Here is a 24,301-nt window from a genome sequence, read left to right as displayed (position 1 = left end):
TCAGTCAAAAGCGCTTATGCGCCCTCGATGACCTGTTTGACTGCTGAAAGTCCTGCGGAGATGCCCGCGGCTTCGGAGCCGGATCCCTGAGCCATCTGCGGCTTGCCGCCTCCGCGGCCGCCAACCTTCTCACCGAAGGCCTTGACGATGTCTCCAGCCTTGAGTCCGCGATCCACGGCCGCGTCCGTCAGCGCGGCGACAAAAGGAACCTTGTCGCCATCCTGGGAGGTAAACAGCACCACAGCTGGCTCGGAGCCGAGGCGTGCCTTGGCATCCATCGCGATGGTCCGCAGATCTCCTGCGCCCACGCCGTCCGGCAGCTGCTGCGCAACCACTGTCACACCATTGACGGATGTCGCGTTGGCCACCAGCTCGCCGACCCGGCTAAGCAGCTGTTGGTTGCGCAGCTGCTGCACCTGCTTCTCCGCGGCCTTGAGCTTGGCCGTCAGAGCCTCGATGCGATCCGGGATTTCCTCGCTGGGCGCCTTCAGGGAGGTCGCCAGTCCGGAGACCAGGTTCTTCTCGCGGGAGAGGTAGCCCATGGAATCCATGCCGGTGTATGCCTCGATGCGTCGGGTGCCGGAGCCTACGGAGGATTCGCCGAGGATGGCGATGGGGCCGATCTGCGAGGAGTGATCCACGTGGATGCCGCCACACAGTTCCATGGAGAACGGTCCGCCGATTTCCACCACGCGGACCTTAGATCCGTAGTTCTCGCCGAACAGCGCCATCGCGCCCATCTTCTTGGCCTCGTCTAGGGAGGTTTCAATGGTGATGACCTCGTAGTCCGTGTCCACGGCGCCGTTGGCAATCTGCTCGATATCGCGCAGTTGGGTATCGGTGAGCTGATCGCCGTAGTTAAAGTCAAAGCGCAGGTAGCCCGGCTTATTCAGGGAACCAGCCTGTACTGCGGTGGGGCCTAGTACCTGGCGTAGTGCGGCGTGGATCAGGTGCGTGCCGGAGTGAGCCTGGCGAGCCTGGTGGCGCCATGCGCGGGATACCTTGGCGGTGACCTTCTGCCCGGCTGCGATTTCGCCGCCGGTGATGGTCACGTTGTGCAGCCAGACCTTCTTGCCCACCTTTTGCACGTCGTCCACGTCCGCCGCGAAGGACTCTCCGCGCAGCTCACCGCGGTCAGCCATCTGGCCGCCGGCTTCTGCGTAAAACGGGGTTCGGTCCAGAATTACCTGGACGCGGCTTCCCTCGGAGGCACGTTCCACCAGTGCACCGTCCTGAACCAGTGCCAGAATAAGGCCTTCGTCCTCCAACTGGTCGTAGCCGGTGAACACCGTGGGGTGGTTATCCACGAAGGAGCGGTAGATGGACTCGTCCGCGTGACCTAGCTTCTTGGCCTGGTTATCAGCCTTCGCGCGGGCCTTCTGCTCGGCCATCAGGGAGTGGAAGCCTTCGCTGTCCACAGAAAGGCCGGACTCGGCGGCCATTTCCATGGTCAGGTCGATGGGGAAACCGTGGGTATCGTGCAGGGCGAATGCCACGTCGCCCGGAACCTCGGTGGATCCTGCAGCCTTAGCTTCCTCTGCGTAGGACTCGAACAGGTGAGATCCGGATTCCAGGGTCTTGAGGAATGCCTTCTCCTCGCCCACTGCCACGCTGCGGATGCGCTCCCAGTTCTCAGCGATTTCTGGGTATGAGGGGGTCATGGTCTGGCGCACGGTGTCCATGAGTACTTCCATGGTCTCCCCCTCAGCGCCCAAGAGGCGGGCGGAGCGAATGATGCGGCGCAGCAGGCGACGCAGGATGTATCCGCGGCCCTCATTGCCTGGGGTCACGCCATCCAGAATCAGCATCAGGCCGGTGCGGCAGTGATCCGCGATGACACGGAAACGCACGTCATTAGTTTGTGTGGAACCGTAGGTGGCGCCCGTAAGCTTTTCCGCTGCCTCGATTACGGGACGCAGCAAGTCCGTTTCGTAGACGTTGTCCACGCCCTGCAGCAGGCATGCGACGCGCTCGATGCCCATGCCGGTATCGATGTTCTTCTTGGGCAGCTGGCCGACGATCTCGAAATTGTCCTTACCGATGCCCTCGCCACGCTCGTAGCCCATGAACACGAGATTCCAGATCTCCATGTAGCGGTTGTCGTCGGCGATAGGACCGCCGTCCTTGCCATGTTCCGGTCCGCGGTCGTAGTAGATCTCCGAGCAGGGTCCACATGGTCCGGGAACGCCCATGGACCAGTAGTTATCGGCCATGCCCAGACGCTGGATGCGCTCGGCGGGAACACCCACCTGCTTTTCCCAGATCTCGGCAGCCTCGTCATCGTCGAGGTAGACCGTGACCCACAGCAGCTTTGGATTGAAACCAAAGCCGCCGTCCTCTACGGACTTCGTCAGCAGCGACCACGCGTTCTTGATCGCACTTTCCTTGAAGTAATCGCCGAAGGAGAAGTTGCCCGCCATCTGGAAGAAGGTGTTGTGGCGGGTGGTGATGCCCACTTCTTCGATATCCAAGGTGCGCACACACTTCTGGATGGAGGTGGCCTTGTCGTAAGGCGGGGTTTGCTGGCCCAGGAAGAAAGGCTTGAAGGGAACCATGCCCGCATTGACGAACAGCAGGTTGGGATCGTTCAAGATCAGCGACGCGCTGGGTACCTCTGAGTGGCCCAGGTTGACGAAATGCTCGGTGAAGCGCTGGCGGATCTCATGCGTCTGCACGGTGGGTGAACCTCGCTGGATATGTGTTGGCTGAAAACTTGAAGGTCAAATCTTTAATAGACATCGGTATTCTACCCGCGTGGCCGACGTCCTCGGACAATCGCCCGCAACGTTGACAGGCGCGAAGCGATGTCGCGCTCGTTTCCGTGGTCTGTCGGCTGGTAGTACTCGGCGTCCGTGATGTCATCGGGCAAGTACTGTTGCGTGACCACGCCGTAGGAATCGTCGTGTGGGTACTTGTACCCCACCGCGTTGCCGAGTTGTTTGGCTCCCGCGTAGTGGCCGTCGCGCAAGTGCGCTGGCACCGTGGTTCCTTTTCCTTGTTCGACGTCAGCAACCGCCTTGCGTACCGCTGTTGTCACAGCATTAGACTTAGGAGCCGTGGCCAGGTGGAGGACGGCTTGTCCCAGGGTCAGCTCAGCTTCCGGCATGCCGATGAAAGACACGGCCTGGTGAGCTGCCACTGCGGTGTGCAAGGCTGTGGGATCTGCAATTCCGATGTCCTCGCTGGCCAAGATCACCAGGCGCCGAGTAATGAATCGCGGGTCCTCGCCCGCCACCATCATTCGCGCCAAATAGTGCATCGCGGCATCGGGATCCGAGCCACGGATGGACTTGATGAATGCGCTGGTGACGTCATAGTGCTGGTCTCCGTCGCGGTCGTATCGGACCACCGCTTTGTCGATGCTGCGGGAGACATCCTCTAGGGTCACATGCTCTTCATCGTCTCGGGATTCAGCTGCGGCTTCAAAGTAGGTCAAGGCACGGCGTGCATCGCCGGCTGCCAGTGCTATTAGCTGCGAGCGGGCGTCGGAAGAAAGGGAGAATACTCCGCCGAAACCGCGCTCGTCTGCCGTGGCCCGGTCCAACAACATACCGATGTCATTGTCCGCCAACGGCTTGAGCTGCACCAACAAGGAGCGCGAGAGCAACGGCGAGACCACCGAGAAGGACGGGTTTTCCGTGGTGGCGGCCACCAACAGCACGGTTCGGTTCTCCACTGCGGCCAGCAGCGCGTCCTGCTGATTCTTGGAGAATCGGTGGACCTCATCGATGAACAGCACAGTGTTTTCGCCGATGACCAGCCGCTTGCGGGCCTTTTCGATGACCTCGCGCACTTCCTTGACTCCGGAACTCAGCGCGCTGAGTGCCTCGAAGTGCCGCCCGGACGTGGTGGAAATCAAGGAGGCGACGGTGGTTTTGCCGGTGCCGGGTGGGCCGTAGAGGATCACCGAGGTGTCGCCGCGGCCGTCGATGAGCCGACGCAAAGGGCTTCCCTGCCCCAGCACGTGCTGCTGTCCCACAACCTCGTCCAGAGTCCGCGGACGCATGCGCACCGCCAGTGGGGCGTGTGTGCCTGGATGGAAGTATTCCGTTGCCTTCGCCGAGCTGTTGGTGCTCTCGGTGGAGCTATCGGCGGAATCGAAGAGATCAGCCATACCGTCGCTGTAGCCTAGCGGTTCGCAGAAGTAGAAGTCATGGGATGTCCGCCCTGCCTCGCCAACGCCCGCTTGAGGCGCTGGGTGAAGCGAACGACCGGCTCGAAGTCCTCATTGTCGAAACGCAGAGCAAAGCGGTTGATCGCATCCACGGTGGTAGCCATATCGGAGGCCTGCTCTGGCAGCATCTCCAGCAGATCGCGCGGTGCGGACTGTGCGGGCTCCTCGGCATAGATCACGCGGCGGGTGGCCTTGCGTGACATCTGCTGGCCCTGGTGCAACATGTTCAGAGAAATAAAGGCCCAGCCGATCAGCGTGGCCATAAGCACGTGCGCCACTCTGTCCGCATCTCGCGCGGTCGGCCACACGTGACCGATTTCCGCAGTCCACGCGGTCAGGAACTCGGTGCACTCTTCGTCGGTCAGCGCTGGGGTGGTGTCATCTTGCGGGAAGCCAACGATCACGCAGGCCACATCCAGTGCGATATCGCGGAAGGAGGCCCACTCGAAGTCCAGGAACACCACTTGCTTGTGCACCATGATGTTGTCCGGGGTCAGATCGAACGGGGTGAACGAACGCACGTCAGGGCGGCCTTGCCGCTCCATTGCTTCCCGCGCAAACTTCAACACAGTCTCATCGATTTCGATGTTGTTGCCACGCACCAGATCGATGCCTTCGTTGATGAGGTTGGCGATGTCGATGTCCGAGTCCACCACGGTGCCCGGATTGATGTTGAACTTCTGGCACTGCCTCTTCAGTAGGGTCTGATAGCTGGCGGCATCGCCAAACGAGGTGGCGTGCATACGCCCCAGGGCTCTGCCCAGCTTGCGCACCGCAGAACGGCGTTCGGAAGCATCGGGCAACTGCAGAACCTCGGTGAAGTTCGCGCCATCACCAGCATCAGAAAGGATGAGCATTCGCTCGGCCACGTCATAGGCCAGAAGCAGCGGGCCTGGGCGAACCTTCTCCGGCAACGTGTTGGTGTACTGATAGGCCACGATCTCGCGGATCAGAGCCAGTTCATCTGCATCAAACTCAACCGGAGCATCGTCCGCAGTCTCAGCCTCTTCGACCTTAGGCAGACGCTTGATGACGATCGTGCGCTCTTGGAGAAACGGGTTAGGTGAAACCCGGCAACGCAGCACCAGAGACGCCCCACTGCCACCGAGATCCTCCGGGTTGGTGAGCTCTGGGCTGCCCCCAAAACGAGCGGCGAGGAGGCCTTCCGCTGCCTTGAGGGATTGCTCTGTTGAGTGCACGTCGCGTCCTGCTTCTATGTCTGGTCGGGTGAGTCTTGACTCTGTGTGTTCTGAGCCTGGCTTGCTTGGGCCTGCTTGTTCTGTGGCTTCTTCGGTTTGAAGTCCAGGCCGGCTTCCTTACGCTGCGCCGGCGTAATGGCCGCGGGAGCGTCCGTCAGTGGATCCACGCCACCACCGGACTTCGGGAAGGCGATAACGTCGCGAATAGAAGAGAAACCACCCAACAACGTCACGATACGATCCCAACCGAACGCGATACCGCCGTGCGGAGGAGCGCCGAAGGCAAATGCCTCCAGGAGGAAGCCGAACTTGTCCTGAGCCTCTTCGTCCGTGATGCCCATGACCTTGAACACCCGCTCCTGGATGTCCTTGCGGTGGATACGGATGGAACCACCGCCGATCTCATTGCCGTTGCACACGATGTCGTATGCGTAAGCCAGTGCCTCGCCTGGGTTCTCGTCGAAGGAATCCAGGAACTCAGGCTTCGGTGAAGTGAACGCGTGGTGCACCGCGGTCCAAGCAGAGTGGCCCAGAGCCACATCGCCGGAAGCGGTGGCATCGGCTGCAGGCTCGAACATCGGAGCATCGACAACCCAGGTGAAAGCCCAATCGCCGTCCTTGATCAGACCCAGCTTCTCAGCGATGGCGCCACGAGCAGCACCCAACAGCGCGCGGGAAGACTTGGTATCGCCCGCAGCGAAGAAGATGCAATCGCCCGGCTTGGCGCCCACGTGCTCAGCGATGCCCGCACGCTCGGCCTCCGTGATGTTCTTCGCCACGGGTCCGGACAGCTCGCCATCCTGGCCAACCAAGATGTACGCCAAGCCCTTCGCACCGCGCTGCTTCGCCCACTCCTGCCACGCATCCAGCTGACGGCGTGGCTGATCAGCGCCACCGTCCATGACCACGGCACCGACGTACTCGTTCTGGAACACGCGGAAGGTCGTGTCCTTGAAGAAGTCCGTGCACTCAGTGATCTGTATGTCGAAGCGCAGATCCGGCTTGTCAGAGCCGTACAGGCGCATTGCCTCGGCGTAGGTCATACGTGGGATTGGGGTGGTAATGGAGTAACCAGCTTCCGCCCACACAGCGGTGATGATTTCCTCGGCCAGAGCGATAACATCTTCCTGGTCGACGAAGCTCATCTCCACGTCCAGCTGAGTGAACTCAGGCTGGCGATCGGCGCGGAAATCCTCATCGCGGTAGCAGCGCGCGATCTGGTAGTAACGCTCCATGCCAGCAACCATCAGCAACTGCTTAAACAGCTGCGGAGACTGCGGCAATGCGTAGAACGTGCCCGGCTTCAGACGAGCAGGCACCAGAAAGTCACGTGCGCCCTCCGGAGTAGAACGAGTCAAGGTAGGGGTCTCGATCTCGGTGAAATCGTGCTGAGCCAGCACACCGCGGGCGGCATTGTTCACACGAGAGCGCAGACGCAGTGCATCGCCTTGAGTTTTGCGTCGAAGATCGAGGTAACGGTACTTAAGGCGCGTCTCCTCGCCTACCTCGCCGGCAGACGACGGATCGTCAATCTGGAACGGCAGGGCTGCAGCCTCACTGAGAACCTCCAGCGCGGTGACGTTGACCTCCACACCACCGGATGCCAGGTTGGGGTTCGCAGAACCCTCGGGGCGGGCCTCGATAACACCGGTGACCTTGATGCAGAACTCGCTGCGCAGGTTGTGCGCGCGCTCGGCAACCTCGGACTCGCGGAAGACCACCTGGGCCACACCGCTGCGGTCGCGCAGATCCACGAAGATCACTCCACCGTGGTCTCGACGGCGTCCGACCCAACCAGTCAGAGTTACTTCTTGGCCGATGTGGTCGGTGCGGAGTTCGCCCGCTAGATGAGTGCGCAGCACGTCGCCTTGCTCCTTAAATGTCTTTAAGTGTTTCGGAGTGAGGTCTCAAAGCGTTTTGTCTTGAGAACCTTTAAGAATCAGCCCTTCATTCTACCCTGAAGGCCAACACGTGTGGGCGGGCGGGTCAATCACCGCTCCCCTCACCTGCACTTGTGGCAACATCTGAACCGTGACGTTTAATAACAACCTCAATAACTATTCAGATGGCGTGAGTACCGGAGGAAGTGGCGGAGGCCGTGGCGGTGGTGGCGGAGGAAACATCCTCGTAGCACTGCTGGCCAGCAGCATCGGCCGCAAGTTCGGCATCCCCGGCATGATCATCGCTGCCGTAGTGGTCTTTTTCTTCTCCGGCGGATCCAACATGATCGGCGGCGGAGATAACGCCTCGCAGCAGGGAGAACAGCTCCAAGGCTGCGAAACTAAGGAAGATGCCAACTCTCGCGATGAATGCCGAATCGCTGCGACTAAAAAGTCCTTGGATGATTATTGGGGCGAAGCACTTCCAGCGAACGCCAATATTGATTACTCCAAGCCTCAAGTCCACATTGCAGAGGGCCGTATTTCTACCGGCTGCGGTGCCGCGAATATTTCCCAGAGCGGACCGTTTTACTGTCCCTCCGATAAGACCGTCTACCTGTCCACCGGTTTCTACGAACAGCTGAACAAGATGGGTGGTTCGGACGGTCCGTTCGCTCAGGAGTACGTCACCGCTCACGAGTTCGGGCACCACATCCAGAACTTGCAGGGCAACTTGGGTCTGTCTGATTATAACGACCCAGGTGAGGATTCCAACGCCGTGAAGATGGAGCTGCAGGCGGATTGCTACGCCGGATTGTGGGCATCTCACGCGGACAAGGGCGCAAACGCGCTACTGGAGCCAATCACGCAGGATCAGGTTCAGCAGGCCATTACTACCGCTCAGTCCATCGGCGATGACGCCATCCAGGAATCAGCTGGCCAGGAGGTCAACCCGGATTCCTGGACGCACGGTTCTTCCGAGCAGCGCCAGGAATCCTTCTTGCGCGGCTACCAGGGCGGAACCATGGAATCCTGCCATGAGGATTTCCGGCGCTAAGTAGCGCCCGCTTCCCCAGCGCCGATTAGCGCTGGGAGTTCAGCCACCACCAGAACGCAAGGCCCACTCCGGAGCTCAATCCCACCAGGCCCAGGACAAAGCCGAGGAACCCGTTCCGGGAGCTGCCGTTGGCCAGGGAGTCCAGTGGTGAATCCTCATCAGAGGAACCAGGGGTCTCCGGCAAGGGGTTTTCTGGGTCTTCCGGATCCGTTCCGCCACCGACCAGATTGAATCCAACCTTAATCGGATCGTGGTCGCTAGAGCGGAACGGATCGGGCGCGTAGAAGTCCGTGACGTTGTAGTTGCGACGGGAGTACTCGTAAGCCACGGATTCATCGGAGTTGATGTCCCACACGTCCGCGCCCGTGGTCATCTCCAACGCCTTATCGTTAGCCAACACGTGATCGAGCGAACCGAGGCGACCGTCGAACTGGTAGGAGTGCCCTGCATCGAACTTGTCCTCGATGTTGGTGTAGCCCGCGTCCTCGAGGATGCGCACAGCATCTTCCTTCGCATACGCGTTCAAATCGCCGATGATGAATTGTGGCTTGTCCTTGAAGTCCTCTTCAGCAGCCAACCACTCCACCAACTTGCGGGACATCTCGGCGCGAAGGTTGGCGTTGTTGCCCTGTCCGTCGCCCATGTCCGCATCACCACGAGCAATGGATCCCTTGGACTTGTAGTGGTTCACAACGGCCACGAAAGCGCTGTCGTCGTCGGCACCCACACCCTTGAAACGCTGCGCAAGAGGTTGGCGGGCGATATTGGAGAAAGCTTCGTGGTCGAAGATCTTGGACTCACCGACCGGCTCCACGGCACCTTCGCGGTAGATGAACGCGGTGCGGATCACATCCTCATTTTCGGGGACAACCTCCGGGGAAGGCACGGCCTTCCAGTTGCCTCCGGCCGCATTGAGTGCTGTGACAAGAGTGTTCAGCGACTCGTCGCGATCACCACCAAACTGCGCGGTGTTTTCGATCTCTTCCAAGCCCAAGACGGATACATCCAAGGTGTTGATCGCGCTGACGATCTTGGCTTGCTGATCCTGGAATGCTTCCTCGGTGTACGCACCGCGAACTTGGCAGTAGTCCGCGGTCACGGGATTACCGTCCATATCTTCGTATGCCCGGCATCCATCCTCGTCTTTGCCCAGGTCGGTGAAGTAGTTCAGCACGTTGAAGCTGGCAATGCTGTGCGTGCCTCCCACTGCGTCCGGTCCACCGATTTCAGCAGCTCGAGTGTCCTCCCAAGAAATTGGTAGCTCGGTAGAGGCGGAGTCTCCCGTGATCTGGGAGGTCGGCTGCAGGCCCCATTTGTCGAAGTTGTAGCTCAGCACCACTGGGTTGGAGAAGCTCAAATGATCGCCCGTGCGCAGTGCCTTCTCGCCGTCAGCGGTGGTCAGGTATGGCAGAGGGGTCTTCTTCGCTTCGGCGTTGCGGAGGAAATTCGCCGTGGCGCCATCGTCGAGGGTGACTACCTTGCGCTGGTTCTCCTGCTCGTAGGCCACTGCCTCTGCTCCTGGGTTGACCACGGAGGTTGCCTGCAGCAGTGGCTCATCCCCTGCCACCAGATCCACCGAGCCATAGGTATTCAGCTCGTAGTTGTTCGTCACCGTGTACGTGGACTCCGGTGCAAAGAGCATGTGCTCGTTTGCCTCTTTGGTCTCCGGGTCCGTAGGAATCAGGCCCTTGTTTGGTTCGACGCCGTCCCCGCAATCTTCCTGGGGGTTTGCCGAAGACTTGAAGGTGGGGTTGGACAGCTGAGTCGATTCGTTGTATTCAACGGCCTTTCCGGTCACGACGACACACTGCCCGAGGTCAGCAGGAGCATTCCCTGCTCCGGTATAGACGAAGACCGCGCGGGACGCTTCGCCTGCCTTGCGCGTTTCTTTGGTTCCACCCATTTGGATGGTGAAGCCGTTGAATCCACCTGTGGGATAGCTCGCGGTGACCCAGCCGGCGGTGGTGACGGTCTGCCCCGCCAAAGGAGTGGCAGCGCCGGTGCCCTGAATATCTTCGATAGACACGCGCTCGCCCGGAGTGGTGGGCTCTTCCGGGGTATCAGGGTTTTCTGGATCAGTCGTGTCGTCCTGGGTGGCGTCCCCGCCAGAGAACTGAGGAGTAGGAGTGCCGACGGTGAAGTCAACGGCGTTGTTGTCCGTATCGGTGCCCACTGCGTCTCGAGCAGCGCTCGTGGTGTTGCTGAGCCCGGCACTAGGAGCGGTTTCATTCACTGTGGTGGTGCCGTACCCAACGATGTCTACCGCGTCGCTTCCTTGAGTCCACTGACCTGTGGAATCTGAAAGCACGGCAACACCGTTGGATGAGCTCATGTTCAGCCCCGTGCCGTCCGCGTCCGCGGTGAAATCGACGGTGCCACCAGAGCCCTTACCTGCCTTGATCAGGTAGTAGCCGTGCGGGGCAATCTCCCCATTCAAAGCTGCAGTTGATGCAGAGCTGGTGCCCTTGGAGGACAAGTACTGCACGGACCAGCCGTCCAAAGAGATGGGCTGATCAGTTGGGTTGTAGAGTTCGATGAAGTCGTTTGTCAGCTCGGCTCCACTGTTGCCACCGCCTCCGTAAACTTCGCTGATGACTACGTTATCGCCAGCTGGGGAGGCGATAGCGGAGGGAATCGTGGTGGTTGCCAGGGATGCTGAAGCCGTAGCCATGAGGGCCAGGCTGATGCGCGATGATCGCTTCATGAAAATCAAAGACCTTTACTGGAGAACTGCGGAACAAGATTGAACATGGACGAGCCCTTCCCTGCTTCGCGAGACTGCGATTGCGGGAAACGGCTCTGGGTTATTGCACGGTCAGAGCTCAGGTGATGGATCAGAGCTCTACGTCCAGTGAGCTATCGGCGGTTCTGCTGCCACCAGTAGACGGCAGCACCAAAGGCTGCGCTGAGTCCCAGCACGCTGACTGCCAGTCCAATGGCTCCGAGGTCGCGAGGGCTCAAGCTGCCCAGACTGGTGGAGCTCAGGTCAGAAGACCCGGTCAGCGAGCCCAGTGGGCCGCCTTCCTGTGCGACTAGTGGGTAGACAAACTCGGTTCCGTTATCGTCTGTGATCTTCAGCTCGGTAGCACCCTGCGGAACGGTGAGCTGTACGGTCGCACGCCCGGTTTCATTCTGGTTATCCGTCACGGTGTTATCGACAGGCGCGGAAGTACGCACCGTCTTTTCGCCCCCGAGCAACTCCGCGGCAACCTCCGTGGGCTTGGACTCGCTTGCGGTGTAGGACAACGAGGACAGATCGATAGCCAGCTTTTGTCCTGCGGTCACGGTGCCATCGGCGTTGCCGCCACTAATGTGCACGCCAACCGACGTCTGATCATCGCGAACCTGCACGTCTTGGTGGTCTGCCAAGTAGCGGTTGAAGATGTCCACGTCCATGATGCCGGAATCTTCAATGACGTTGTCCCCACTCTGGGTGTTGAACTGGGTGTACGCGTCGCCCTCGCCCAGCAGAAAGGAGGCTCCGGCCACGCGGTAGTTGCGTGCCTCATCTAGGTCTTCGCCGTTGACGCGCACGTGTGTGATGCGCTTACCCAGTGGAGCTTCCGGATCGTAGGAGTACTCCACGTTCTCGGAGAAGCCGAGGATCAAAGTAGGACGGTCTCCACCGGTTTCAGAACGCCACTGCTGCTCCATGACTCCCTTGAGCTCAGCCCCGGAGATCTCCACCACGCCCATGGAGTTGCCGAATGGCTGGACACCGTAGGCTTCAGCGAAAGTCACGTCACCGGACTCGAGATCATCACGCACACCACCGGCATTCATCACGCCGATATCCGCATTAAGGCTGGTCTGCTCGTTGATTCCGTCCAGTGCGGCGTCGGCGAGCAGGGAGTTCAGGGAACTTTCGGCGCCACGGTTTCCTCCCGCTACACCGTTAGAGTTGACACCTCGGTAGAAATCGTCGTCGATCGTGGCAACCACCTTTTGCCCCTCTACCTCAGCGGCCTGCTCTGCCGCGTTCACGATGTTTGCGACCTCCTGGTTTGGAGTGGCACCACACTCGTTCCACACGTCCTGAGCAGGGATATTGCGGGCGGAAACGGAAACGACCTTGTCCTCTGCCTTGTCGTAAGTGATCTCGATGTCAGCCAGCAAGCTGCCGTACGAAGCCGGCTGGATCACTACGGGCTGGGATTTATTGTTTTCTTGCTCTTGGTGAGTGTGTCCGCCAATCACGGCGTCGACATTCGAACCGAATCCTTCTGCCGATACTCCCTCGTGAACCAGGGCGACCACCACGTCGGCTTCGCCCGATTCCTTGAGGTGGCTAGCCTCCGCATCAGCGGCGGCCACAGGTGCGGAGAAGTTCAACCCTGCAACTCCGGAAGGTGACACTAGGGTGGGCGTCGTCTCCGTGACGGCGCCCACGTAGCCGATCTTCACGCCATCCTTAACCACCACGGTGGAAGGGGCCATCGTGGCGCCGGTCACGTTGGCCGCCAGGTATGGGAACTCTGCGAGCTTGGTTCCGTCCACGCCGACACGGTCGCGGAGGTCATCCCATCCCTTATCGAACTCGTGGTTACCCACAGCGGACGCTTCCAGACCCATGGCGTTCAGGGAGCTGATGGTTGGCTCGTCATCCAAGATGGAGGACACGAAAGGCGAGCCTCCGATGTTGTCACCAGCAGAGACGAAGGACGTGGCAGGGTTGGCTGCGCGCTCCTTGTCGATGTAGCAGGCCATTGCGCCCGCACCCATTTCCTTGACCGGCTTGCTGGGGTCCTTCGGTCCGGAGATGTGCCCGTGGAAATCGGTGATGCCCAGAACGTTCAGGTTGACCTGGTCAGCTTCGGCAGCCAGCGCAGCCGTGGAGGTGGAAAAGATGGTGAGGGGGACGATGGCAAGGGCAATCGCGGAACGGCGAGCGACCTTGTGAGAGCGCGTGAACGGCACGGATTTTCTCCTGAAGTGGCGAACTGAAATGAAACGTCGCGTTTCATAAGAACACCTAAGAGAACCCTGTGCCGGGCAAGGTGTGACCCGTCCTCGGCTTTCAACTTGCGCGTTACAAAGAATTCATCGTCGGTTCATTTCCTACCCGACGACACCACCCCCACTAGCGCTTCTGCCCCACGGCTTCCACGATGTGATCCACCACGGTGCTCAGGCTGATCTCATTCTGCTTGTGGGCAGCCAGATCGCGCACCACAATGGTGTCCGCAGCTAGTTCGGATTCGCCAAGTACCAGCGCAAACAGAGCACCGGCACGGTCTGCGCCCTTCATCGCTCCCTTAAGTCCGCGATCGCCGTAGCTCATGTCCACGGCCACGCCTGCACCGCGCAATTGGTTGACCACGCTGACCATCTTCTGCTTTGCTTCGGCTCCCAGAGCCACGCCGTAGACATCCACCCGTCGACCGGTTGCAGCGGACTTAGATTCAGCTTCAAGCGCCAACAGCGTGCGGTCCACGCCAAGGCCAAAGCCAATGCCGGACAGTTCCTGGCCACCAAGCTGCGCCATCAGCCCGTCATAGCGGCCGCCGCCACCAATGCCAGACTGTGCACCGAGACCGTCATGCACAAACTCGAAGCAGGTCTTGGTGTAGTAATCCAGACCGCGCACCATGCGAGGGTTGATGGTGTACTCGATGCCCATGTCCTGCAGATATCCGGTCACTGCGTCAAAGTGAGCACGCGAGCTATCGGACAGGTGGTCAAGCATGAGCGGAGCGTCAGCGAGCTTTTCCTGCATCTCCGGGCGCTTGTCATCCAGCACGCGCAGAGGGTTGAGCTCGGCTCGGCGCTGAGTTTCTTCGTCCAGGTCCAATCCACGCAGGAATTCCTGCAGCTTGGCACGGTAAGCGGGACGGTCAGAATCGTCGCCCAAGCTGGTCAGCTCCAAGCGGAATCCAGTCAGCCCTACGGAACGGAAACAACGGTCCGCCAACGCGATAACCTCGGCATCCAAAGCGGGATCGTCCACACCGATGGCCTCCACGCCTACCTGCTGTAGCTGGCGGTAGCGCCCGGCCTGAGGGCGCTCGTAGCGGAAGAATGGTCCGTTGTAGACAAGCTTGACGGGCAGCTGTCCCCGGTCTAGGTTGTGCTCGATTACTGCGCGCATCACACCTGCGGTGCCTTCTGGGCGCAGCGTGACAGATCGATCTCCGCGGTCTGCAAAGGTGTACATCTCTTTACTGACCACATCCGTGGATTCGCCTACTCCGCGGGCGAAAAGTGCCGTTTCTTCGAAAATCGGCAGCTCGATGTGTTCATATCCCGCATTATGAGCAGCAGTCGCGAACGCGTCCTTGACGGCCTTGAAGTCAGCAGAGCCTGGCGGGACGTAGTCCGGCACTCCCTTGGGAGCTTGCAGAGCCTTCAATTTCTTTTGCGGAGCCTTGTCAGTCACAGCAGTTAATCCTAGCGGGTCAGCGACGATGGTCAGACACGGGTACCAGCACAGGTAGCGCTGGATTCACCTCGGTGGCTAGCCCACCTCGTGCAGAAATGGATTAGTCGCCTTCTCCTGACCAATGGTGGTTTGCGGGCCGTGCCCACTTAACACCACATCATCGTCAGCGAATTCCGTGACGACCTTCTTCAGAGACAGCATCATGTCTTCCGGCGAAGACCCCGGCAGATCCGTGCGGCCTACTCCCCCGCGGAAGAGAACATCTCCACCCAAGATCAGGCCGGGTACGCGGAACATCACGGATCCGGGCGAATGCCCGGGCATGTGATGGATCTCCCACGTTGCTCCGGCCATATCGATGCTTCCCTCTAGCTCCCGGATGTCGGCAGGCGTCTGCATATTTTCTGCCTCGAACATGGAACCAAAGGGCGCATTACTCCAATCCATAGACAGCATGGACTTATCTTCTGGATGGATGTACACCGGCACAGCAAATGGTTGAGCATCACGAATGTGGTCAATGTGTCCGTGAGTCAGCACCACGGCTTCGACCGCAAAGTTTTGCTCATCCGCTTGCTCCTGGATGGTGGCAAACGCGCCCATTCCCGGATCGATCACTACGGCGGGGTACTTGCCTTGTTCCGTGGTCCGTGCAGAATCAATCAACACGTAACAGTTGGTCTGTAGTGGCCCTGCGACAAAACCCACGATGGATGTGGTGGCGGGCAATGGTGCGGATGACGCAGAAGCTGAATCATTCGGCTGGCTAGTCATGCCCACCCAGAGTAGTACAAGCACTAGTTCAAGGAATCTGACACGGGTGACAATTAGGTCTCGGCAACGGCAAGCCAATGAGGCATAATAAGGCGGATCCACACCAAGCAACTGGAAAGGTCGGAGAACCACTCGTGGCTGATAACGACAACAAGTCCCTGCCCAATGAGGCACGTCGGGACGAGGCACTCAAGAACCTGGATAAGGCCATCAAAGGCCGGGATCGCCGTGCCAAGGTAGCCCCATTGGGCGTGGTGGCCGCTACTCTTGCCGTCATCGTTGTGCTGGTGGGCGGCATCTGGTTCGCCGCTACGTACACATCGACCGACGAGGACGCCACCGCTTCTTCCGACGAGTCCACCAGCAGCCCTGAGGTGGAGCCTGCTGCACTTCCGGACGGTCCGCTTGAGCCATATGGCGAGACGGTGGAGTGCACCTACCCGGCCGGGCAGGAAGAAGCCTCCAAGGAAGTCACTCCTCCGGAAGATGGAGAAGTTAAGGCTTCGGGCACCACCCAGGTCACGTTGAGGACGAATCAGGGCGATGTGCCTCTGGAGCTGGATTCTTCCAAGTCGCCATGTACCGTCAACTCCTTTGAGCACTTGGCAAAGGAGGGCTTCTTCAATGACACTGTCTGCCACCGCAGCGTGAAGTCCGAAGGCATGGGCATCCTGCAGTGTGGCGATCCCACTGGCTCTGGCACTGGCGGCCCGGGTTACACCTTCGCTGACGAGTTCCCCACCAACGGTGTGCAGGGCGATGAGACCCAGAACCCAGTGATTTACCCCCGCGGAACTCTGGCTATGGCCAACTCCGGCGAGAACACCAACGGTTCCCAATTCTTCTTGGTCAATGCGGACACCACGTTGCCTCCTGCCTACAACGTGTTCGGCACCATCTCTGAGGAAGGTCTGAAGATCTTGGATGCCATCGCAGAGAAGGCACCTGAGGGAGACGGCAAGCCTGCCGAGGAAGTAAAGATCGAAGAGGCGAACGTCGCCTAACTTCCAGGCAGCACGGCTGGATCGGCAACGCTGGTCCAGCGCATAAAAAGAGCGGCTGGGCACTGTGCCCAGCCGCTTTTCCTATCCGCCCGTTGTCAGACGGTAGACGTCGAAGACACCTTCCACGTTTCGCAGCTGATTCATTAGATAACCCAGCTGCTTGGTGTCCGAGACTTCGAAGGTGAAGCGAATCATCGCCACCCTGTCCTCCGCGGTATGCGAGCTCGTGGCGGTGATAGGCACCTTTTGTTCCGAGACCACCCTGGTGACCTCGGACAGCAGACCGTTGCGATCCAGACCTTCGATCTGAATGGTGACCATGAAGACGGCGTTATTAAAGCTCGACGCCCAGCTCACCTCAATGATGCGCTCTTGTTCCGCATGCAGCTTCTCCGCGTTCGTGCAGTCCGTGCGGTGGACAGAGACTCCCCCGCCTTTGGTCACAAAGCCGAAGATGCGGTCTCCAGGTACTGGAGTACAGCACTTGGCCAGTTTGGCGGAGAAGTCCGCTTGTCCTTGCACCAGGATTCCCGAGCCATCTCCACGTCCAGACTGTGGAGTGTTGGCGATACGGGAGCTTGACTGCAAGCGTGGCAGAACCACGTCATCTGAATCGTCCTCGGTTGCGTACTTCTCGATGAGCATCTTGGTGACGTGCTCAGCGGATACTTCACCGCGGCCGATAGATGCGTACAGCGCATCGACATCCGTCTTTCTCAGCTCCGTGGCAACGAATCGAAGTGCCTCCGGCGTGAACAGGCGCTGAACCGTCGGGCCCCCACGGCGGATTTCTGCAGCCAGCAGATCGCGACCAGAATCGGCAGCTTCCTCGCGGCGTTCCTTGGCGAACCACTGGCGGATCTTCGACTTCGCGCGCGGAGACTTCACGAAGCTCATCCAGTCCTTGGACGGACCGGCGTGCTGATCCTTTGACGTGAAGATTTCGATCTTGTCGCCAGTCTTCAACGAGGATTCCAACGCTACGAGCTTGCCGTTGACCTTAGCTCCAATGCATCGGTGTCCCACCTCGGTATGCACCGTATAGGCAAAGTCCACGGGGGTTGCATCGTTCGGCAGAGTGATCGCATCGCCCTTGGGAGTGAAGACAAAGATCTGGTTGGTCGAAAGGTCATAGCGCAGACTGTCCAAGAATTCGTTGGGGTCCGCTGCTTCCTTCTGCCAGTCCAGCAATTGGCGCATCCACGCCATCTGATCGACTTCCCGGTTATCCCCGGTATGAGCGCCGCTAGTCTCCTTGTAACGCCAGTGCGCCGCGATGCCGAACTCCGCCTTGTTGTGCATATCGTGGGTACGAATCTGCACTTCCAGCGGCTTGGTATCAGGACCAATCACCGTGGTGTGCAACGATTGATACACCCCATACTTCGGCGAGGAAATATAGTCCTTAAAACGTCCCGGCATCGGGTGATACAGCGTATGGATCGCACCCACGGCGGCATAACAATCACGCACGGAATCCACCAGAATGCGGATGCCAACCAGGTCAAAGATTTCCTCGAACTCGTGCCCGCGGACAATCATCTTTTGGTAGATCGACCAGTAGTGCTTAGGGCGCCCCACCACTTCCGCGTGCAGACCCAGCTTGCGCATGGACTGCTCGATCTCGTTTTTGACCTGAGTCAAATATTGGTCGCGCTTTGGAGCTCTATCGGCAACTAGACGGACGATCTCCTGGTACTTCTTGGGATACAGGATCGCGAAAGACAGATCCTCCAGCTCCCACTTCACCGTGGCCATGCCCAAGCGGTGTGCCAGCGGCGCAATGACTTCCAGAGTCTGCCGTGCCTTCTTCGCCTGCTTCTCGGGAGGCAGAAAGCGCATCGTGCGCATGTTGTGCAGTCGGTCAGCAACCTTGATCACCAGCACGCGGGGGTCGTGGGCCATGGCGACTACCATCTTGCGAATGGTCTCCGCCTCGGCCGCAGATCCCAGCGCCACCTTGTCCAACTTGGTTACTCCATCGACCAGCTGTGCTACCTCTTCGCCGAAGTCACGGGTGAGATCATCCAGGCTGTAGTCCGTGTCCTCCACCGTGTCATGCAACAGAGCCGCAGCCAGCGTGGTGGTGTCCATGCCGATCTCCGCGGCTATCGTGGCAACTGCCAACGGGTGCGTGATGTACGGTTCACCGGACTTGCGCATCACGCCTTCGTGCAGTCGATCCGCCGTGGCATACGCCCGGTTCAAGATCTCCACTTCGGCGCGTGGGTGGTAGCGACGGTGAACCGTCAACAGCGGCCCCAGAACCGGGTTGATGCGAGTGCGGCTAGATCCCGTGAGACTGCGGGCAATCCGAGCGGCCATCCATAGAGAACTCTTATCGTTAGACATGGGGAGAACTCCTAAGCGTCCGAGGTGGCGTCGGAAGAAGAACCGTTGCTCGACATCTCACCTGTAGCCACGACATACAACGGCAACCCCGTGAGGCGATCGCGACCTTTCAAGCCTTGAACCTCTAGGACCACGGCGAGTCCTGCCACATCCGCACCAGCGCGCTCCAACAATGTCCGGGACGCTTCCAGCGTGCCGCCGGTGGCTAGGACATCGTCGATCAACACGATGCGCTTACCTTTCAGCGGCACGCCCTCTGCGGGGATCTCCAGCGCAGCGGAGCCGTACTCCAGGTCATATTCTTCGCGGTACACAGGCGGTGGCAGCTTGCCGCCCTTACGCACAGCCAGGATGCCTAGGCCCAATTCGTAGGCCACGGCACTACCCAAGAGGAACCCGCGTGCGTCCAAACCGCCGATGAGGTCTGCATTCAGTGAACGCAGAGCCTCGGCCAGGTCAGTCACAACGCTGCGAAAGCTCTCCGGATCCGCCAACACGGGAGTCAGATCCTCAAACACAATGCCCTCGGAAGGGAAATCCGGGACGATGCGGGTGAGACGTTGCAAGGCCTCGGCTGCAGGACGCACGTGATCAGCGGGCGCAGGATGCGAAGTATCAGTCACGAAAACTCAAGGCCTCTCGTCAAGGATGAAACATGTGGAGCGTGTGGCATCCACCCTAATGGGTTCACCTTAGTGTGTTGGAATTCACTCAACCTGAGCAATGGAAAACCCACCCGCGCGCCCGGCAACTAGATGGCGTCCGCCGGTGCCTCAGCATCCTCATCACTGCCGGTGCTTGGCTCCACAGGAGTGGAGCGTTGCACCCAACGGTCCATGTTCCATGACAAGCCGGCGTCTCCACCGTTGTCCGAGACGTTTGCCATGTACTGGTCAACTGCCACCACGCGCGGTTCTGTGCTCAGCGGGATGGAAGTCATGTCCTGGTAGAGCTCCGCTTCCACCTTTTTCACTTCCCCCACGCTGGAGGTTCCGTTCTCGTTGGTGCTGGAGTTACGGCCAAAAGCAGGGCGGGTGGTGAGGATCACGTCATAGTCCGTGCCTAGCTGTCCGTAGGATTCCACGGTCAGAGGCACAGGGTCGATGGTCACGCCTGCCTTCTGGCAGCTCTTGGCCAGTTCATCGACCATCGTGGCGTAGCGCGGGACCGCATCCAAGTAGCCCACGCGAACAGTTTGTCCGCCGAGCCACTGCCCCGCGCGTTCCATGTTCATCGTCATCTGCGCATCAGAGGTTTCCTGCAGCTGCGCAGCCAGCGGGTGCGTCGCGGGCAGCATGCGCAGACCCGTGGCCTTGGTCTCCAAGTTCAGCTCAGTAGACACACGCTGCACCATCGCCTGACGATCCACGCAACCATTAAAGGCGCGGCGCATCTCCACGTCAGAGAACATCCCCGCCGTGTCCAAACCAAAGGTGTCTACGCGTCCGGATTGATCCTTGTCCACGCGGAAGTCCGGCTCCTTAAGACCATCGGTCTCCCAGTTCGCGGTGGAGCCTAGGTCTGCCACGCGCAGCTGCTTGGCCTCCACCAAGGATTTGATATCGGCATCGTTTGGCCACACGTAGATCGGACTCTCCTGCGGCTTGCTGCCCGCATAGTGAGTGTTGGCCTGCAGTTCGAGGTCGCCCTTTTCCCCTCGTGCGCTAATACGGTAGGGGCCGTGAGTCGGCACTGTCGATGGGTCCGTAATTGCCACATTGAACGTGTCCTGCCATGCCTGGCCAAGCTGTTGCAGCGCCTGCTCGTCTTGCGAGTCGATCGCTCCCACCACATCTTGCACCTCTGCAGCTTGTGCAACGGTGTGGGACGGCAGCACTGTCCCTGGGGTAAACAGCTCACGGTAGCGCTGCCCGAAGCCGGGGTTAAAGTGCACGGTGAATTGCTTAGCCCCCGGTGCGCAATCGATCCCCGCCACCTGATTGAACAGTGGCATGTCCGAACCGAATAGGTCCGAGCGACTGCCAGCCGCCTGGGTCAAGAGGAAGTCGTCGCACACTACTGGCTGCTCGTCGGAGTACGAGGCTTGCTCGTTGATGACGTAGTTGACCACCGTTGGATCCTGTGGAACCGGCGTTGCGGTCACCAGATCTGGATTGGGCAGCAGCTGTGCATCAGGACCCGCCAAAAACGCGCCCGGGTACAGCCGAGCGGAGAGCTTTTCCGCATCCGTGGCCACTCCCAGCCCCGTACCTGCATTGGTGGTGGCGATCGGACGAGACAGCACGTAACCCAGCTGCTCGCCCTTCTCGTGCTGCTGTTCGGCCTCCTCTGCACATGCCGCCAGCGCCATGGTCGAAGCCACACCAGTCAGCAGCGCGATCACACGCCCGATTGTCCGCATCCTTAAACGCTTCTTTCTACATTCCTGGGCGCCAAGAGCGCCCCGTGTCCTCGGCCGTTGCACCGTGGTGCTCGTTCGGGCTGCTCACGCGTCGCAGTTCGCGAGTCTCGTTTGCCGAGTTCGGGTGGGAGGCAGCAGTGTCGTTATTTCCGACGCCAACCTCGCGCGCCACAACGGCATTCTCAGCGGGCAGCTCAGAGCTGGAGTCCGCGGAGTCTTCCGAGTAGCCGCCTTCACGAGCTCGCAATACGCGGCTTTCGTGATCCTGGTACTCCTTGCGTCGGTTCTTAAACACAACCAGCAGAGGTGCGGCGAAGAAGATGGAGCTGAACGTTCCGGCCACCACGCCGATGAACTGCACCAGAGCCAGATCCTTGAGCGTGCCCACGCCCATGATCCCCACGGCAACGACCAGCAAAGAGATGATCGGCACGGCGGAGAAAATGGTGGTGTTCAGCGAGCGCATGATCGTCTGGTTGACCGCCAAGTTGACCTGCTCCGCGTACGTCGAGCGGGTGGAGTTAAACAGCCCGGCAGTATTTTCCTTGACCTTGTCGAAGACCACCACCGTGTCGTACAGGGAGAACGAGAGGATCGTCAGCAGACCGATGACGGTGGCTGGAGAGACCTCAAAGCCAATCAGCGAATAGATTCCCGCCACCACGGTGAGGTCGATGACCAAACAAATGATGGCTGCGAGGGCCATGTCCGCTTCCATACGCAGGGTGATGTAAATAAACACCGCTGCCAGGAACACTGCCAACGCGATGCCCATGCGCTGGGTAATGGAGTCACCCCAGGATTCGGAAACGGTGGAATCGTTGACCGCGGCTTCCGTGACCTCGCCGTTGGCATCGGTGGGCTGGAACTTATCGAACAGAGCGGAGCGAGCATCGCGAATCTGCTCCTCGCTGAGTCGTTCCGAGGTGATTTCCACCTGCCGTGCATCACCGGAACCCACGATCTGCGTGGCCTGCGGGCTCACGCCCGTTGCCTCTTCAAAGGTTTCGGAGACGGTGGTCTCGTTGGCGCCGTTGGTTGGTGGCATCGAGATGCGCGTACCGCCCTCAAAATCGATACCCAGCGAGAATCCGCGGATGAGGATGGCGGCGATGCACACCACGAGGATGCCGATCAGTACCGCAAACCACTTCTTACGGTTGGGAACAATCTGCAAACCGCTCTCGCCGTTGTACATGCGCTCCAAGAACCCAGGCTGCTTGCCAGAGTTGTTCTTGGATGTGCGCTTATCCTTCGCGTCCTTCGACGCGGAGATGTCAGTAGACATTACTTCTCCCCCTTCGTGGACGCGGTAGTGCTGGTGCTGTCCGCGGGCGCGGTGGCCACAGCGTCAGTTTTCGAATCAATTTTCGCCGCACGCTGGTGCTCTTCCGAGTGGCGCTCCGCGGAACGGAATGCCGCGCCCAGACCATTGATGTGTGGGCTGTGGAAGAAGCGGCGTCGGGAAAGAAGAATCACCATCGGAGCCGTCACCATGAAGGCCACAACCACGTCGAACAACGTCGTCAGACCCAGCGTGAACGCGAATCCCTTCACCTCGCCGATCGCCAAGAAGTAGAGAATCACGGCGGCCAGCAAGGAGACGAAGTTACCGGTGACGATGGTGGAACGAGCGCGCTGCCATGCACGCGGCACGGCCGAGCGGAACGAGGATCCGTTGAGGATCTCATCCTTGATGCGCTCGAAGTAGATCACAAAGGAGTCCGCCGTGGTGCCCAGGCCAATGATCAAGCCGGCGATACCCGCCAGATCCAGGCTGTAACCGATCCAACGGCCCAGCAGCACGATGAATCCGTAGACCAGCAAGAAGCTGGCCACCAGAGAGAGCATCGCGACCACGCCGAGCATGCGGTAGTAGAACAGCGCCCACAGCGCGACCAGAACTAAACCAACCAGACCGGCGATAATGCCGGCACGCAGGGACGCCTCGCCCATCGTTGGAGAGATGGTTGTGGTGGTGCCACCGGGCTCGCCGTTCTCACCGACGAAGCTCAGCGGCAACGCGCCATAACGCAGGTTGTTGGCCAGATCCTGTGCTTCCTTCTCACTGAAGTTGCCGGTGATCTGGCTGACTTCTCCGGGAGGAGTGGGGCTCTGAATCTCTGGGGCGGAAATCACTTGGCTGTCCAGGGTGATGGCAACCTGGCGGCCCATCATCTGCTGACCCAGCTGGTACCAGGTCTCTCCACCAGGGGTCTGCTCGCCGGTCTTGAAGCGGAAAGTGATGGCCATCTGGGCAGTATTTGGATCCAGCCCACCAGTGATCTGCGAATCGGTATCAATCAATTCGCCGGTCAGCCTCTGGCCTTCCTCACCTGGCTTACCCACCAAAAGCGGGGCGGGGTCCAGCACCATCGGGCCCTGCTCGGAACACGTCACCAATGGCTTCGACGGATCATCTGCACCTGCCAATGGGTCAGTTCCGGAGCACGTCATCAGCGAGGCCGCAGCGTTTTGTGTGTCGGGATCAGCAGACTGGCGGTCATTGCGCAGCACCGAGACCTGATGATCGCGGAACTTCTGCTCTTCCACCGACGTTGCTGGCTCCTTCGGCGCCTTGGCAGAGACCTTGATCTCCTTGGGTGGATTAGGAACGCCGATCTGCGAAAAGACGGGAACCACCGCGGCCAGCTTCTCGTTGGCCTCATCCGGAGTCATCACTCCGGCTTCAACCCAACGATTGGCCATGTCTTTCAGCACCTTGGGAAGCTCGGCGGTAGGTGCCACAGGCTGGGCGACACCACGGAACAGCAACTGGGACGTCTTGCCCAAGTTGCGCGCTTCTCCCGCGTCATCACCAGGCACGGTGATCACCAGATTGTTGCCGTCCGTGACCACTTCTGCGCCGGATACGCCCATGCCGTTGACGCGGTTTTCCAAGATCGTACGAGCCTGGTTCAGCTGATCTGAGGTGGGCTCACCACCCTGAGGAACCAACGTCACACGAGTTCCACCCTGCAGGTCGATGCCAAGCTTCGGGGTCGGGCTCTTGGACCCGGTGAACATCACCAGGGCAAAAACACCAATGAGGATGACGATGAACAAAGCGATGACCTGCTTGGGCCAAGCAACTTGTCCTCGCCGTTTGCTACGCGTGCG

Annotated in this window: 15 protein-coding genes; 2 read left to right on the top strand and 13 right to left on the bottom strand. The window is 59.8% G+C overall.

The features are described from left to right. Window positions 1-14: 14 nt before the first annotated feature. From alaS to aspS, 4 genes are all read right to left on the bottom strand, one after another. Window positions 15-2,675 carry an alanine--tRNA ligase gene (alaS, locus tag CS919_RS06530; protein WP_099298685.1) on the bottom strand — a complete coding sequence of 887 codons (2,661 nt, stop codon included), beginning with the start codon at window positions 2,673-2,675 and terminating at the stop codon, window positions 15-17. Window positions 2,676-2,746: 71 nt separating this feature from the next. Next, window positions 2,747-4,114, bottom strand: a complete 1,368-nt coding sequence (locus CS919_RS06525) for a replication-associated recombination protein A (RefSeq protein WP_099298684.1) — start codon at window positions 4,112-4,114, stop codon at window positions 2,747-2,749. A 14-nt stretch (window positions 4,115-4,128) separates the two neighbouring features. Continuing rightward, a complete protein-coding gene (locus tag CS919_RS06520; RefSeq protein WP_099298683.1) occupies window positions 4,129-5,373 on the bottom strand; it encodes a phosphotransferase in 1,245 nt (414 codons plus the stop codon). A gap of 14 nt (window positions 5,374-5,387) precedes the next feature. After that, entirely contained in the window at window positions 5,388-7,235 is a 1,848-nt protein-coding gene (gene aspS / locus CS919_RS06515; protein ID WP_099298682.1) for an aspartate--tRNA ligase, read from the bottom strand. A gap of 169 nt (window positions 7,236-7,404) precedes the next feature. On the opposite strand from aspS, the gene ypfJ reads away from it, so the two are divergent. Then, the gene (gene ypfJ, locus CS919_RS06510) at window positions 7,405-8,310 is read left to right on the top strand and encodes a KPN_02809 family neutral zinc metallopeptidase (protein ID WP_099298681.1); all 906 of its coding nucleotides are present in this window, start codon (window positions 7,405-7,407) and stop codon (window positions 8,308-8,310) included. A 25-nt stretch (window positions 8,311-8,335) separates the two neighbouring features. Here the strand turns inward: ypfJ and CS919_RS06505 are convergent, their stop codons facing one another. From CS919_RS06505 to CS919_RS06490, 4 genes are all read right to left on the bottom strand, one after another. Continuing rightward, a complete protein-coding gene (locus CS919_RS06505; protein WP_099298680.1) occupies window positions 8,336-11,014 on the bottom strand; it encodes an ExeM/NucH family extracellular endonuclease in 2,679 nt (892 codons plus the stop codon). 152 nt (window positions 11,015-11,166) lie between these two features. Next, the gene (locus tag CS919_RS06500) at window positions 11,167-13,227 is read right to left on the bottom strand and encodes a bifunctional metallophosphatase/5'-nucleotidase (RefSeq protein ID WP_099298679.1); all 2,061 of its coding nucleotides are present in this window, start codon (window positions 13,225-13,227) and stop codon (window positions 11,167-11,169) included. Window positions 13,228-13,390: 163 nt separating this feature from the next. Next, the gene (gene hisS, locus CS919_RS06495; RefSeq protein ID WP_099298678.1) at window positions 13,391-14,686 is read right to left on the bottom strand and encodes a histidine--tRNA ligase; all 1,296 of its coding nucleotides are present in this window, start codon (window positions 14,684-14,686) and stop codon (window positions 13,391-13,393) included. Window positions 14,687-14,764: 78 nt separating this feature from the next. Continuing rightward, window positions 14,765-15,463 (bottom strand): MBL fold metallo-hydrolase, encoded by a 699-nt coding sequence (locus CS919_RS06490; RefSeq protein WP_099298677.1) that lies wholly within the window; start codon window positions 15,461-15,463, stop codon window positions 14,765-14,767. A 134-nt stretch (window positions 15,464-15,597) separates the two neighbouring features. On the opposite strand from CS919_RS06490, the gene CS919_RS06485 reads away from it, so the two are divergent. Continuing rightward, on the top strand, window positions 15,598-16,467 hold the full coding sequence (locus CS919_RS06485) for a peptidylprolyl isomerase (protein ID WP_099298676.1): 870 nt from the start codon (window positions 15,598-15,600) through the stop codon (window positions 16,465-16,467). A gap of 81 nt (window positions 16,468-16,548) precedes the next feature. Here the strand turns inward: CS919_RS06485 and CS919_RS06480 are convergent, their stop codons facing one another. The 5 genes from CS919_RS06480 to secD all read right to left on the bottom strand — a co-directional run bounded on the left by CS919_RS06480 (window position 16,549) and on the right by secD (window position 24,208). Further along, window positions 16,549-18,819: a RelA/SpoT family protein gene (locus CS919_RS06480; RefSeq protein ID WP_099298675.1), complete on the bottom strand. Its 2,271-nt coding sequence runs from the start codon at window positions 18,817-18,819 to the stop codon at window positions 16,549-16,551. 11 nt (window positions 18,820-18,830) lie between these two features. Continuing rightward, complete coding sequence (locus tag CS919_RS06475) at window positions 18,831-19,442, bottom strand: adenine phosphoribosyltransferase (protein ID WP_234990852.1); 612 nt, start codon at window positions 19,440-19,442, stop codon at window positions 18,831-18,833. Between the two features lie 128 nt (window positions 19,443-19,570). Beyond that, window positions 19,571-21,163, bottom strand: a complete 1,593-nt coding sequence (locus tag CS919_RS06470) for an ABC transporter substrate-binding protein (protein WP_159460962.1) — start codon at window positions 21,161-21,163, stop codon at window positions 19,571-19,573. Between the two features lie 34 nt (window positions 21,164-21,197). Further along, entirely contained in the window at window positions 21,198-22,469 is a 1,272-nt protein-coding gene (gene secF, locus CS919_RS06465) for a protein translocase subunit SecF (protein WP_099298673.1), read from the bottom strand. Then, complete coding sequence (gene secD / locus CS919_RS06460; RefSeq protein WP_228073535.1) at window positions 22,469-24,208, bottom strand: protein translocase subunit SecD; 1,740 nt, start codon at window positions 24,206-24,208, stop codon at window positions 22,469-22,471. The genes secF and secD overlap by 1 nt, the downstream gene beginning before the upstream one ends. Between the last annotated feature and the right edge of the window lie 93 nt (window positions 24,209-24,301).

The organism is Corynebacterium dentalis, from assembly GCF_900232865.1.
Lineage (GTDB): Bacteria > Actinomycetota > Actinomycetes > Mycobacteriales > Mycobacteriaceae > Corynebacterium > Corynebacterium dentalis.
The sequence above is the reverse complement of the archived record's forward strand: the minus strand, read 5'-3'. Positions and strand labels throughout refer to the sequence as shown.

Excerpts from the sequence above, each read along its gene's own strand:
- CS919_RS06480 (WP_099298675.1), bottom strand. The coding sequence starts at position 18,819 with ATGTCTAACGATAAGAGTTCTCTATGGATGGCCGCTCGGATTGCCCGC.
- secF (WP_099298673.1), bottom strand. The coding sequence starts at position 22,469 with ATGTCTACTGACATCTCCGCGTCGAAGGACGCGAAGGATAAGCGCACA.
- CS919_RS06505 (WP_099298680.1), bottom strand. The coding sequence starts at position 11,014 with ATGAAGCGATCATCGCGCATCAGCCTGGCCCTCATGGCTACGGCTTCA.
- CS919_RS06525 (WP_099298684.1), bottom strand. The coding sequence starts at position 4,114 with ATGGCTGATCTCTTCGATTCCGCCGATAGCTCCACCGAGAGCACCAAC.
- CS919_RS06490 (WP_099298677.1), bottom strand. The coding sequence starts at position 15,463 with ATGACTAGCCAGCCGAATGATTCAGCTTCTGCGTCATCCGCACCATTG.
- secD (WP_228073535.1), bottom strand. The coding sequence starts at position 24,208 with ATGTTCACCGGGTCCAAGAGCCCGACCCCGAAGCTTGGCATCGACCTG.